This window comes from Butyrivibrio sp. (assembly GCF_017940685.1).
Lineage (GTDB): Bacteria > Bacillota > Clostridia > Lachnospirales > Lachnospiraceae > Butyrivibrio.
On record NZ_JAGAYD010000276.1, the window covers coordinates 1 to 15,215 of the forward strand.

The 15,215-nt window shown below is 39.6% G+C and carries 7 protein-coding genes; all 7 read left to right on the forward strand.

Features of this window, described 5'->3' with window-relative positions:
* The coding region (locus J6I68_RS16760; protein ID WP_292221979.1) for a hypothetical protein at window positions 1-258 on the forward strand (258 nt) is incomplete at its 5' end.
* Window positions 259-304: 46 nt separating this feature from the next.
* Window positions 305-7,132, forward strand: coding sequence for a hypothetical protein (locus tag J6I68_RS16765; protein ID WP_292221981.1), 6,828 nt, complete (start codon window positions 305-307; stop codon window positions 7,130-7,132).
* A 200-nt stretch (window positions 7,133-7,332) separates the two neighbouring features.
* Window positions 7,333-11,739 (forward strand): hypothetical protein, encoded by a 4,407-nt coding sequence (locus J6I68_RS16770; protein ID WP_292221983.1) that lies wholly within the window; start codon window positions 7,333-7,335, stop codon window positions 11,737-11,739.
* A gap of 15 nt (window positions 11,740-11,754) precedes the next feature.
* Complete coding sequence (locus J6I68_RS16775) at window positions 11,755-12,579, forward strand: GNAT family N-acetyltransferase (RefSeq protein ID WP_292221985.1); 825 nt, start codon at window positions 11,755-11,757, stop codon at window positions 12,577-12,579.
* 155 nt (window positions 12,580-12,734) lie between these two features.
* Window positions 12,735-12,950, forward strand: a complete 216-nt coding sequence (locus tag J6I68_RS16780) for a hypothetical protein (protein WP_292221987.1) — start codon at window positions 12,735-12,737, stop codon at window positions 12,948-12,950.
* A gap of 20 nt (window positions 12,951-12,970) precedes the next feature.
* Entirely contained in the window at window positions 12,971-14,206 is a 1,236-nt protein-coding gene (locus J6I68_RS16785) for an AfsR/SARP family transcriptional regulator (RefSeq protein ID WP_292221988.1), read from the forward strand.
* A 167-nt stretch (window positions 14,207-14,373) separates the two neighbouring features.
* Window positions 14,374-15,111, forward strand: a complete 738-nt coding sequence (locus J6I68_RS16790) for a GTP pyrophosphokinase (RefSeq protein ID WP_292221989.1) — start codon at window positions 14,374-14,376, stop codon at window positions 15,109-15,111.
* Window positions 15,112-15,215: the final 104 nt, after the last annotated feature.

Here is a 15,215-nt window from a genome sequence, read left to right on the forward strand (position 1 = left end):
AACGGAATTCTCGAGTCCTATCTTGTATTTGAAAATATATCAAAAGACCTGTTGCTTCTGTCAGCTATACATTCTAAGGACAAGTCGCCGGTAGAATTGCTGCACATGTTAGAGAAGAGCACAGATCTTTTGCAAAAGAAATTCACAAAGAATCACAGGATACTGATCCAGCCAGTTGATGAAGCCGGAGAAGATATTATCCTGAACCTGTTTGAGGATATAAACGATATCTCCTGCAAATACAGATACGTGATCTGAAGACACGATAAACCATTTTGATTTTCAAATGTAAGGAGCATTAGATATGGATGGATTTAAGATAACAAAGGAAGAACAGAAAAAAGTTTTAGACTCCTTGGAAAAGCAGCAGGCTACCAAAGAGACTGTTGCAGCCAAGCTTACGGATAAGAACAGTCTTCTCCAGGAGGATTGGAATCAGAAGACCTATAACGAGCACAAGGCATCCTTTATGGAAAGATATTATCCCAAATGGATGGACAATGCAGAGGCCACAACCTATAAGACAAAGCTGGAAAATATTGAAAAGGTGGACATTAAGTCTGCGCTTAAGGGGACGTTTGAAAAGCAGGAGCAGCCAGCTGAAAGCAAATGGTATAAGACCAAGAAAAATGAACATAAAAAGATAGCTGATTATACAAGGGAAGCCATTCAAGAGAATCTTCCACAGCTTCATTTTGGACTTAATACGGTCAGGGAGACTAATGCCCTTGATAAGTATTACAAGTATCACAAGGATTATTTTTTGACCAGAAACAATCAAAGAGATATTTATGATAAATACACCTCAAATGATAAGAAGGTTGTAGTTCAAGACTGGTCAAAGATATATGAAAAACAGATGAAGGCTCACGGCAAGTTTTTTGGGGCCCTTAAGGGAACCTGGACTGGCTTAAAGCAAAGAGGTGCTGAACTTTTAAGTTCCATTAAGGGTGGTAAGGAGATATCCTGCAGGGACGAGATGGATCAGGGTATTCGCCCTTTCTTTAGCATGACTAAAAAAGTTCTCTTCTGGAAAAAACAGGTTGGACTTCTGGGTACAGAGACCAAGGCTGAGCGCAGTGACGGATCCGAATACAACAAGAGGATCATGAAAAAATACACTGAAAATAAGAACGGTGGAAGAAGAGAAGTCATGGATGAGCTTGCACTTAAGCTCATCAAGTTCAAGCTGACTCCCAATATGCTCACGAACAAGTATCTTGCTTCCAATATGCTTCAGATGCAGAGATATACGGATATGCTGGATGCTTTCGTATTTCTGACAAGGGCTAATCCCAATTATCTTGATATGAAGAGCAAGGATCATACAGATCCTGATCTGGCTGCAGTGATCTGGAGCAGGATCATTCTTCTTGCGCCTATCATGAGACATTTTATGGAAAACCATGCAAGGTTTTGCGGATACAAGAAGGAATCCAAGCTCTCAAGTAAGGCTAATATCAGAAAATACCTAAACGAAGACGAACTGAAAGATGGAATTGGAACAGAGAATGGTTATGAGGGCTTTGTAAAAGAAACATGGGAGGCCATCAAAGCAGCCTACAATTCCACTACTGATTATATGGATGACGCAGCTGACGCAAAGATGGCAGCCAAATTGTCTGAACTTGAGGACAAGGCTATCCAGACCAGAAAGAGTAAGGCGAAAGTAGTTAAGGTAGAGGGCAAGGAGCAGAAAGAAGAGACTGAGTTTAAGTTTAAATATGACGATGATGGCAAGAAGGCAGAGGAAATGCAGGCCATCAAAGATAAGATCATGGCCAATCCTCAGGTCTACGATATATTTGGAAGCGAGATCGACCAGATATTTGACAAGATCAACGAGCAGATGAGAAGACTCGATGAACTTGCTGCAAGGAAGGTCGCCATAGAAGATCTTGCGCTTAAGGAAAAGATTGCAGGTAAAAAGGATGTGGGACTTAAAGACATTGAGCAGGTATGGAAAGACTACATCAATAAGGAAAGAGTTCGCATTACATCTGAGACAGAAATACTAAACGAGCAGTTGGGCTTCTATAAAGGCACCATCGATTTCTTTATGAACATCGATCTTAAGAAGAAAGATCTTAAGCTTGATATTGATGCTAAGCCTTCTGTTAAGAATGTCCTTAAATATGAGGGTCTTGATCATATCTTTAAGCTCAAAGATGCCTTTGAATATAATGACCTGTTCTATAAGACTCTTGATTACTATGACTTTAAAAAGTTCGATGAGATCGAAGGTAAAGATGGCAAGGTGATAAAGCTTGAGGATATGCAGTCTCAGTACAATTACACTCTCCTTAAGAGGGGAATTGACAGAACACGCTTCGTAAATAAGCTGGTGGATGGCAATATTCAGAAAGAGATCAATAATCCTCAGATGCTCAATAACATAGAAAGAAGAGATAAGGCTAAGGAGAATTACGAGTTATATAAAGAAAAATATAGTAATATTACCATCTCAATGCATGAGATCGTGGATACTTCTCCTGAGAAGCTTGCAGAGAAATATAACATTACAAAAGAGCTTGATGTTACCAGTGAAGAGACTTTTAAAAACTATTTCTGGCTCGAGAAATTCAAAAAGATCTGCGACGACCTGGAATTCCGTAAGGAAGGCCCTCAAGAATATAACACACTTACCAGAGATCAGAAGATCGATGTCAGGGTAAAGGGAAGACTCATCAGAGATTATTTCCACAAATGGCAGGGGGCTATGGACTTTACTATGTCTGAGGCTTACAACTATATCTATGACACGCCTGATATGGAAGGCAATAACCAGGTCATTGAAGGTATAGATAAGGAATATCGCCTTACGACCATCAATAAGAGCCAGAAGAAGATCCAGGATCAGATTGATGAACTCAAAAAGAAAGACCTTAAGGAGGGAGATCCAGAATACGATAAGCTCCATAAGCTTGAAGAACTCAATAAGTTCATGCTTGGAATGGCAGAAGCCAACAATTACAATGCAAAAGCTATCAAGATGCTTGATAAAAGTGCTTACGATGCTTATAAGGCAGAGATTACCAAGGAAATTAAGAGGAATGAGCTTAAGGCAATCTATAACGCAGATTACGATGAGCTCGTAAAGAGTGATCTTGCTTTTTCATGGGAAAGAGAGGCTTATCTTGCAAGGGCTGACAAGGCCATTGAGATCCAGGAAGACTGCCTGCATTATGTCAAGAACAAGGCTGAAAGTCTGGCTAAGCTTGGAATTAAATACTCAAGCAAGTTTAAGCCAGATGAGGACTTCATTTCGCAGGAGTTTACAGCAATTGAAAAAGAGAGAATAGAGCAGGCAAAAAAAGAGAATAAATATGATCCTGACAAAAACTATGCCCTCACCAATGATGAAAAAAAGAAATACCTGCGGAATTGCAAGGATAAGTTCACGATCATTCTCAATAAAGTAAAGACAAAGTACTGCGTTGATGGAAAGCTTAATGATGAGGAAATCCTTAAGAATCTTAGGGACATCCTTCCAGAAATTGAGTTTGTTGACAGCTTTATAGTCTTTAACCACGAAAATTTTGAGAAAGAAACTGGGATTGTCGATTCAGCATACACAGCAGAAGAGCTTGAAAAGCTTGGAGAGCAGGAGCTTCTTTTATCAGAGTTTAAGGAATACGTGAAGATGCTGCTTGCTGATTATGGAATCTCTTACTGGGACGACTTTGAGTTCAGGAAAAGAAAAAAAATCAAGGCCAATATGGTTAATAGCGACAAACAGTACGCAGACAAGATGAGAGACATCAGGGAAGAGGGAAGGGAGTTTACCAAGAAAGAGGTAGAAAAGTCTAAGAGAAATGCAGAAATAAAAAAAGAGCTTGCTGAGCTAAATGATCTTGCTTCTAAGGAAAGGGATGCGCAGGAAAAACTCTCCTTAAAGCAGATGAAAGAGCTCTATAAGAAGGGCGATAAGAGAATACAAAAGAAGTATTTTGGAACATTTGTTGGCTACAGGCAGAGAACCCAGTACGATGAAAGGATTGAACTTCTTGAAAAAGAAAGAAAACAGAATATTAAATCCCTTCGTGATATGACGGATGATCTTGAACTTGTGCAATTCTATCAAGGTGGTGCTGTAGATGATATTATCAGGAAGAATGATAAAAAAGCAGTCAAAGGTGAGTCAGACTGGATCACCTTAAGAAAAGCAGAGAAAAAGGTAATTGTTGAGGGGGAACTTCAAAGACAGGAGATGCCTGTAGCAAGAAATTATTCTGAGGAATTGTTCAGATACATCAAGAAAAAGGCTGGCAATCTTGAATTTATGGATCACGAGAAGGTTGAAGAGATCCTTACCCAGGCCACAAAAGCTTTCTTCTTTACTCTTTCTGCCGGAGCAAGGGCAGAGGCTAAGATGAGACTTAGGCTCTTTAAGAACGACAGGACTGTAATGAACGATTACTTCATCTGGAAGAATAACAAAGATTCTGAAGAGGTTCTTGCAGAAAGATGTAAAGTATTCGGACAGGATACTTATGTCAAGAAGAACATTAGCAAGATCAAGAATATAATGGAGGCCATTGCAGAGACCAAGGCATCTATAAGCGACATGCAAAATCCTAAGTTCCTGGATGAGCTTAAGGAGGACCTGGCTCCTAAGGGAATCGACGAAAAGCAGTTCATGTTCCTTCTTAGAAAGCACACTGTTGGTTTTGCAGGAAAAGCTGTCACCAATGCCAATGCCATCAAGGCTGAGAAAAACCAGCAGGATGTTGACAAGTACCTTAACGTTAGTACCAAGGATGAATTCCTTATAGAGACCGCAAAGGATGCGCTTGATGTTGGAACGAAGATCGATATCAATAAGGTTAACGAAGACTATATTGTAGAGCACTTTGCTGAATGTTACTATACAGCAAATAAGCTCCTTGCTTTCCAGCAGCTGTACTATGGAGAAAAAGAAAGCTTTGACAAACTCTATGATACAAATGGCCAAAGAGCTATCGTAAAGAAGATCAGGACATATTTTGACAAGGGTCATGGTGAGTCCTATGCTCTTTACTACAATGCGGTCATTTCAGTTGCCAATAAGTACGGCATCACAGAGAATGGAGGTCTGAACTTTGGCTTATCCATTGATGAAATTGATACTTTAAGGGATGAGACCAAGGCCGATGAACATAGGGCACTTAAAGATCAGGTGAAAAAGAATCTCAAGGAGGCACAGGCGAAGGTTACAGACAGCATAGAGGCTATGAAAGTTGCCTATGCTGAGACAGATCTTGCTAAAGCTATCCAGCAGAAGGTTTCCGGAACTCTAGTAAGCGTTGCTCCAGAGGACTTTATCCAAGAAGGAGATGAGAAAAAAGTTAAGGTAAAGAGAGACACATACGGCCTTAAAGAAGGTGATACCAAAAAGTCTAAAGAATTTGAGAAGTTCTATAACGAATACACAGGTGCCATCAATCAGACTAAGATACTTTACAACACCTACAAGGAACATGAACAGAATACTGAGGAGGTAACATTTACGATCAGCAATTCCTACCATCCACAGATGATGTTCTTTATGGCTCCTCCAAAGAGCTATGCGACAGCTACAAGTAAGATTGCCGGAAAGTCAGTTTGCACTAGTTTTAAGAACCTCCTTGCCGATGATGTGACTAATATTGCAGGAAATCTTTCTGTAGTTGATGAAAAGAACTGTGTAAATGTAGTTAAGCTTGTTAAGGATCTTAAGCTTGATATGGGCAAGATTGCTGAGCCTGCAGCAAACACAACACCTATCTATGAGGACGAGTACTTCTCAAAGCAGTTAAAAGAAAATCCTGACTTCTACGTCAGCATGGTCAATGCTATGAACTTCTGCATTATCTTTGAAAGCGGAAATGATGTCTTAAATCTTAATGGTTATGAGAGACAGATAGATAAAGCCTATAAAGATGGTGAAAAAGACAGCGATATTTACAAGCAGTGGCAGGAAGTAGATATTCAGGAAAAGGCATACTCGGTTTCCAAAGACAGGATCAAGGGTTATAAGGAAAAGATAAGGGATCTTACTGATGAGGTAGAATCAAAGAAAACAGAAGTCATGAGGATGAAGCGTAATAAAGAGGAGCTTCAGAAAAACAAACTTAAGATTGCAGATCTGACTACCGAGATTGATAAGCTCACAGAGCAGATAAATGAGCTGACCACTATGAATGAGGCCGAGATCAAGGTCAATGACCATCTCTTTGATCAATATGACAAAGCTGTTGCAAAGCTTAATGAAATGTCTGATGGCAAAGCAAGTCAATACAACCCTGAGCTATTAAGACCTCAAAAACTTGAAGCGCTGCAGCAGTTAAAGAATATGTTCTCAGATCAGAAGACAAGGTTTATGGTTTCTACATACTTTGATCTGTTCAACGCTTATCTTCTTAAGAATGGTATTAAGATCGATGGAAGTCTTGTGAATGCCAACATTTATGACGAGACACTTAATGAGCTTACAAGGTCAGACAAAGCTAAGGACAACATGACAAGAAATGATGCCCTTGATTTTGGCAGTGAGATCAGTAAGAAAAATAAGGCTTCCAACACGGAATACTTTGAGCAAAAGAAAAAGTACATCTCAAGCGGAGATTACCTCAAAGAATACAAGGCTCTTGAAAACAAGCAGAAGGTTCTGGATAAAGCTCTAAATGCCAAACCGGATGCTATTAAGACGATGTTCGATGGCATTGCCAAGAAGAGGAAAAAAGCCAAGAGTGTATCCGATGTTGATTTTGTACTCAACAATCTCACTGAACAGGAGAGGTTCAATCTTAGGAAATATGGCATCGATGAAACTGACATGATAAATAAGAGAAAGGATGATGAATTTTTGCAGCTGCGCCAGTTAAGATACATTGTCATTTGGATAGATGCCTATGACAAGATCAAGACTTATCAGGGAACAAAGAGTTTTGATTACGTTGCCAAGACATTCACCAGTGAAGAACTTGATGTTTTAAAGCGATATCATGGTGAATTAGATAAATATGAGGATAGATTCTTTGATGCTGCAAACCTCTTTGATATGATGACTTCTTACCTTATTACGAGAGAGACCATGTTTTTACAGGTGGGACAGCAAGCTAAAAAATCCCAAAACAATGACAATCTCTTCAGTATCAATTCAGTTGATTAAACAGCTTAAATAGCCAAAAGAGTGGCCTGTAAAAAAGATTATCTTTTTTACAGGCCACTTTTTTATAGAAAGTTAACAGATTTGATTGGTCAAAATAATGCTACAATTGTATATATGGGCTTCGCAGCATTGCCCTGATGAGATGCTGATTCGTATATACATATTGAGATTTTGGAGTTTTTTAGTCAGGAGGTTAGGATATGTCACATTTTGAGGAGTATAAGAAGGCAAAAAAGCAGGAACTTGAAAATCCCCAGGCGATGAACCAGTACCGCGAAAGGGTGCAAGGAAGAGACTTTACTATGCCTGGACCTGAAAACCATGAAATAGATTATGATGCTGACCAGCTCATGGAATACTTTGAGGACAGAAATAAGAATAAAGAGGACTTTGAAGCGAGGACAGATTACTACTTCAGGGATGCGCTTCTAGGCGCCAGCAAGCAGCAGCAATACCAGAGATATGCCAACGACGAAAATGGGATTACATCTGCCTATTCCAGAAGCTACGGAAATCACTATGCCTGGAAGAGAAAAAGTAATGCCTCAAATGCTGCGAAAAATTTTCGCATCATGAATGAGAAAATGGCCAGATATACCCAGGATGATGAGCTAAATGTTGATAACTACACCAAGTATCTTCATCGTGAAGAAATAATGAAGTACAGACTGAAAGGAATGATAGCTGCTGCGGAGACCAAGTCCAAGAACAAGGTTCATGAGTCATATTTAAAGGGCAGGGCGAAACTGTCCTGTAATATGCTGCTTAAAGAGCAGCTCCTTAACCTCATTCAGAAAGAAAATGATGATCTCCTTAAAGGTCGGCTTCAAGACAAATTAAACGGCGTAGAAAGAAAGATAAAGGATGCTTACGACGAGATCAAAAACAGCTCGCCATCAGTTCAGGAAAGCTGGAGAGAAGTGCATGGCATCAACAAGAGGACAATCAGTGAAAAACAGAGAGAATACCGTGATACATGCGGCGTCTTTAGTAGCGATGCAACAAATATGCTCCTTAATCTTGAGACAATCCAGGAACAGGTAAAAAGTGAGAATACACAGTGGCCTTGCAGAATAGTCCTTAAAGACAAAGCGGATGGACCTATAAACAGAGCTGAGATAAAGAATAAAAAATTCAATCAAAGCTACAGTAAGGCCAGGCAGGACGATGATCAGGAAGCTTTAAAGAGGATGGAAGAAGAGGGCATTGAGCGCTTTATGAAAATGCACATTCCAACCCCTGACGAACTGACAGGCGATTCTCTGGTTAAATTTATAACCGGTCACTTAAGAGAATACTATGAGATGACCAAGCTGGCACTTCCTTACTACCAAAATAAAGTATTTGGGGAAGATGGCAGCTTAAGAGAATATGCATTATCCCATCAGGATTTTTTGAAAAGGCTGTTTTATGTCGAAGCGGTCAACAAATATATTGATTTTACACTTCGCCATGACCATCTGATCATGTATGACGGAATGGGAAGATTTAAAATCGAGGGCGATCCCAGGTACAGATTTGCAAGACGCAGAGATAATGGTGACTGGGCCCGTCAGCAAAGATTTGGTGAAGGCGAGGATATGCGTGAATTTGGGAAGTTGACAAACGCCTTTAGGAAGTACAGTAGTGGGGATCCTGTGCGCCTTCGCAATAGGATAGAAAACATAAATCTCATAAACGATAATCTTATCATCAAGGACGAGGAAAAGAACAATCTGATAAATGATAAGAAAGATGAGAAATTTGATAAGGTCAAAGTCACTGGAAAGGTGACTGAGAAGTTTGATAAGGTCAAGGTCATGGGGGATGTGACTGAAAGAAAAGAGAATAAGAAGGAAGATAAGCCAGTTAACATCATCAATAAAGAAGAGGATGACCTTGAGCCTCTTAATATCGATCAGATCATAAAAGAAAGAGAAACTGAGGATGAAAAAAGGCGAAAAGAAAAAAGGCAGAAATTCGAAAACAGAAAAGAGTCAGATGATAAGTACACAAACAAAATAAATATAGAAAGTAAGGAAAATCAAAACAGGATAAATATCATCCATGAAGAAGAGGATGAAGTAGAACTCAATAAGGAAGAAGAAAAAGAATACAGAACGATTCGCAGCAAATATTCTGCAAAACTTAAGTTTACAAAAGAAGACTTCCTTGTTTACAAGACCATTGTTGATGCCCAGAAGGTTTCGCATAGTAATGCTAATAAAAAGGCAGTATCTGCGGGGCTTAAAAAAGGTGTATTTGCCGGAGAAGGGAAAGAGTATGCAAAGGTTTCACTGGCTCCTGCGCCTCTTCTTAAATCCTTAAGATTTAAAGAACAGGTAACAGAAGACAAGGAGAATGGAATAACACATAGGCATGAAATGGGTATAACCCCTTTGGATCAGAAAAAGCTTGAGGAAAACAGGGTCTGGATCAAGCTATGGACATCTACTGACCAAACAGCAGCGAGAGAACAATATATAAAGGAAAATCTCCCTAAAATGTTTGATGATTTTAAGTGGCCTACAGTAGAGGAACTGTCTAATGGAACGGCACTTAAGGGAGAGAGACTTTTTGAGATCATGGATATGTTAAGAAGGCTCAAAGGTATCGATGGCCTTGTTTCCATGAGTAAAACAGCAAAAAATATCTGTAATGAGCCTGCCTTTGTAGCTAAGCTTGATATGCTTAAAAATCTTAAGAATTATATTACAGCAAATCTGCGCCTTAAACGTAATATTGATATTGATCCTGAAAATGCCGACGGCGTAAGACTTTATACAAGAAGATTTATGTCTGAGACAGATTTAAAGGGAGTTGTAAATGACAATTTAAAGGATTATGAAGAAAAGCTCAGACTCCTTCCAAAGGATGCACTTTTTAAGAAAACAGTGGAGGTGAAGAAGGAGGAAGAAAAGAAGGAAAATCTTAATAAGATAAATATCATCAAGGAAGAAAAGAAAGAAAATCTTAATAAGATAAACATCATCAATGAGGAGAAAAAAGATAGCAAGAACACCATTGATGAAGACAGGAAGACCATTAAGGATGCTTTGAAAAAAAGTCATGATGCATTTGTTTCTTTCAAGGTTCATCCTGAGTATTTGAAGCTTATAAATGAAGCTAATAAGTATCTGGTTGATGGTCTGGCTGGGAAAACAGTTGACAGAGCTGTTATGCACATGCTTAAGTTTGTCAACTTCAACAAGAAGGGAGAACCCATAAGCAAGACAGACAAAGAAAATCATGAGTGGAATAAAAAGTGGCTAAAAACATGGCATGGAGTGAACGGGGATTTTGATACCATGGGCAAAATGATACAGGAAAATATGCCTCATGCCTATGATGGCGTTGATTCTTTGCCACCGCTTCCCAAGGTGCAAGTGGATTTAGCTGGGCTTGATAAGAAAGAAAAAGAAAATGTAATTAAGGAATACCGTTTGCAGCTTGATGAATGGTGTGAAAAGATCATCAAGGAAGACAAGCTTAAGATGATCCTGTTTACAGGTAGAAAAGGACTTTCTATAGATAACCTTAAGAACAAAATACCGGGAATTAAAGATTATATCAATGAAGAAAAAAATCCCAAGTATGCAGCTCTTGGTGACACATTGGGGTCTGCAGTTCAGTATTTGCTATTATATGTTCCTCAAAAGTACAAGATGAATGTAGATTCTGCAGACCTGCAAAAAGCACCAAATAATGAAGGCATTCTAGATTCCTATGCGGAAAAGCTGTATGAAAGCTCTATCCTGTATGATCAGCACAAGAATGATAAGGACATGGCTTTTGATGCTTCTAAAATGAAAACAATGGAGGCTGAGTTTCAGAAAGACAAAGAATTTTTGCAATTTAAAGAACAGGTGCCGGAGTTTACGAGGAAAGGCTATGACGTTCTTAAGAGATTTGAGAGAGTTAAGAATATGGGGAATAGGCCCCAATACAAAGCTGCCTATGATAAAGCTGAGCCGACATTGTCCAAGTATATGGGTAGTGGCCTATCCTTTGACAGAAGCGTAAGTCTTATTATTAAACCTGTGATTTATGACAAGGATGGAAGGCCCACAACCAAGGAAATGGCTGAAAATGAGGCCTGGAACATGAAATGGCTAAAGGCATGGGAAGATGATGACTATGATACAAGGGAAGAAATGATATCTGAATATTACCCTAATATTTATGATTCTGTATCAGATATCCCGATTCCTACTGCCAAGCAGGTAAAAAATCCTAATCTGTACGCGGATGTCATTAACGTATGGATAGAAAAGAAGGTCCATGGCGATTCAAATAATTTCTTTTCTGCAATAAGAAGAGACTTGGCATTTAACGTTATAAATAAAGCACATCCATCACTTGCAAATCATATAAAAAGTGATAAGAGGTTCGCAGCATTAAATCAAGCGGTTAACTGTTTAAGCCTTTATGCCACATCGTATTTGACTAAACAGTATAATGTGAATCTAATAGATGGAAGGGACAGGGTTGTTGATAATAAGAGTACACAGGTTGCAATGGCAAATATGACCATACCAGATATGCTTAAGGAACTGACTGCAGCAGTGGCAAAATATGGTAAACTTAAAGACAAAAAGCCTGTTCCGTACAAAAAAATGAAAAAGTGATGTTGAGGGAAGATCATGAAGGTCAGCTTTGTAGCACTTAATGATGAGAATAGAATATACTTTGAAAGAGTGTTTCCGAGGGAAATCGAGTTAGAATCCTTTAGGGTGGCGGTGGGAGCCATTGACGAAGAAGGGAAAGTTTTGGGAGCTGTTTCATATGTTCTTATGAACTATGAATACTCCCTTGACTGGCTCTTTGTAGAGCCACAGGTCCGTCTTCAGGGTATAGGAAGAGAGCTTGTGGATCAGGTCTGCCGCATCATTATGAACACGGGAGATCTTTTCCCTTTGACCGCTCAGTTCGAATTTTCAAATGAAGATGATGAACTGCATACTTTCTTTTTGTCAATCAGACATTTTATTACCAGCTATTCTCACGAAAGATATTATGTTACAAAAGATGATATCAAACAGTCCCAGGGGCTTAGAAAGGTTGTAAAAACCGGAGTGACCACAGAACTGTTCTTTGACAGACCTGTGGAAGAGCAGAAAAAACTTTTGAATATGCTCATGAGGGAACAGTCCTATGAGGTGGCAGATTATGATCGCTGGAAAAAGAGCTGTGTCCCTGAGCTTTGCAAATGCATTTTTGCCAAAAATACTTTGGTAGACCTTATCTTTGTCCAAAGAACTGCTGATGGAAACCTTGAGCTTTCATATCTTTATGGCAAATATCCCAAGGGGCTTATGGAGCTTATATCAGAAACTCTAAGTAGTCTTGAAGTGTACTTCTCTGACTACAGACTAACCTTTGACGCTTTAAGTGACGAGGGAATAAGGCTTGCGGAGAATCTTTTTCCAAAGGCAAAAAAGGCACATGTCTACGAGGCGGAATTCTAGTTACCAGCAGTTTTTTTATCATAAAATCTATAAGAAATTACAAACTGCGACAAAAAAAAGACAGCCCACGACATACTGCATCATAGAAAATTATTTTCATGTTATATTACAATCATAGAAGTGATATTTTTGATCTATGTGTGTGGGAGAAAGCAATGGAGAAATTAAGGTACGACGCTACAGGCCTTATGATAGTCAAAGAGGACTATTTCTGTGAGCACTTCGAGCCTGATGACGAAGCATTGGTTCCTATGAAGGAGTGCTGGTGCTGCAAATGGTCGAACTTCAGGGCTGAAAGTAAAGATAGTGCCAGTGAGTGCTATAGCGTTTGTAATTATATAGGTAATATGAAAGAAGCAGTAAACAAATAAAGCCGATAGAGGTAGATAGTATGGGAAACACAGAAAAAACTATACTACAAGTTAATATGTTTGGTGGGCTTGCAATTACTTATGAGGGGAAAAATGTATCTATCGGTAAGAACAAGACGGCTAAGTATATTCAGCTTTTGGAAATAGTGTGGCTTGCAGGAGAAGCTGGAATCCAGAAGGATCAGCTCACTGGTATCCTTTATGACAGAGAGGAACAGTCCAATCTTTCTAACAGCTTCAACAACCTGATCTATCAGATGCACAAGCAGATGGACAGAGCAGGACTTCCAGAGCTTGACTATGTAGTGAACAAGGATGGAGTTTTTTTCACTGACGAGAATGTAGTTATAGATTCAGATGTGTTGAGATTCAAGGACAACATTGTTAAGGCAAGACAGCAGGAAAACGAAGCGGACAGTATTCCTTATTACAAGGCAGCTTTTGATGAGTACAGGGCAGAGATCCTTCCAGAGCTTGCTACAGCAGAGTGGCTCATCATCAAGAGCGTTCAGCTTCAGAAGATGTATGCAGAGAGCGTTATCGCACTTGGCAGCTACTACGAGGAGCGAAAAGACTTCGAGGAAATGCATCATGTATTCAAGAAGGCAGCAGAGCTGTATCCTGATGATGAGTGGCAGATCGGAGAGATCAACGCCCTTATCGGAATGGAAGCCTTCAAGGAAGCCTATGCAGTATATGACGAGACAGTAAGGTATTACACAGATGAACTTGGAGTTACACCAAGTAATGACCTTTTAGAGTGTTATGAAAAGATGAGCCGCCAGATCACTAACGTTCCTGGCAAGATCCTTCAGATCAGAGATGGCATCTTAGAGCACAGAGGTGCTGTTTCAGACAACGACGAAGGCGCTTATGACTGCTCATTCCCAAGCTTCATCGATGCATATCATATTCTCAGCCGCAACATGGAGAGAAGCGGACAGTCAGTTTATATGATGCTTCTTAATATAGTTGATTATGAGGGCAAAAAGATAACAAACCAGGCCAAGCTCGAAACAAGAGCCAAGCTTTTACAGGAAGCAATTTCACTGACACTTCGTCAGGGCGACACATATTGTAAGTATTCGGCATCACAGTATCTTCTCCTTTTGGTGGGAACCAACAAGGAGAGTTGCAAGACGGTTTACAGGAGACTGCTCAATAAGTTCAAGCTTTTGGCAGGACCCAGAACTGAGCTGGAATACAGCGTAGTTTCACTGGCTGATCTTCCAGACAGACTTGCAGAAGCGAAGTAAGCAAAACTGGTTTTCTTATGAGAGATAGAGGTTTTTTTATGAGGGGAAGATTCCGCAGGGTATTTATTTACTCTGCGGAATTTTCTTTATTGTTTATATTTTGTTCACTAATTTTTCAATGCTAGGGGTTAAAATGAAACTAGGACTACTAGAAAGGAAGTGAGGTTATGGCTGTAGAGCATCTAGACTACTCCAAGTTGAACCTTACACCAATACAGGGCGGGGCAGACAACTTTAATCCAGAAGAGGTTACACTGGCTGATGTGGAGAAGATCCTCCGGAAAAAGAATCAGCTTGAAGAATTCAGGGTTCTTATGATGAAGTACGATTGTGCACTTTCAGAAGTAAGGACCAAGCTTGATGTACTTAATAAAGAGCTTTCACTTAGGAATAAGAGAAACCCTTTTGAAGCCATCAAGATGAGGATAAAGACTCCGGTCAGTATCTACAACAAGCTATGCGACAAGGGTGTAGATATGACCATCAAGAATATCAACAAGAATCTTTCAGATATTGCAGGCATCAGAGTTATCTGTTCCTTTGTGGATGATATCTATATGCTTGCCAATTGCCTTGCCCAGCAGGACGACATCAAGGTTCTTCAAAAAAAGGACTATATTTCAAGCCCTAAGACCACAGGATACAGATCACTTCATCTGATCATCCAGGTGCCGATATTCCTTACAGATGACAAAGAGTATATGAAGGTTGAGGTTCAGTTCAGGACTATTGCCATGGATTTCTGGGCAAGTCTTGAGCACAAGATGAAATACAAAAAAGATATCGAGAATGCTGAGGTTATCACTGAGGACCTTAAGTTCAGTGCAGACCTTATCAACCAGATCGATATGAGAATGCAGCAGATCAGAGAAAAGATCGATGCATCGGATGATGTAGAAGTTTAGTCAGACTAAACAAGACACGGGGACGGTTCTACTGCTGACACGGGGACGGTTCTACTGTCAGGTTTTATTTTATAAAACCTGACAGTAGAACCGTCCCCGTGTCA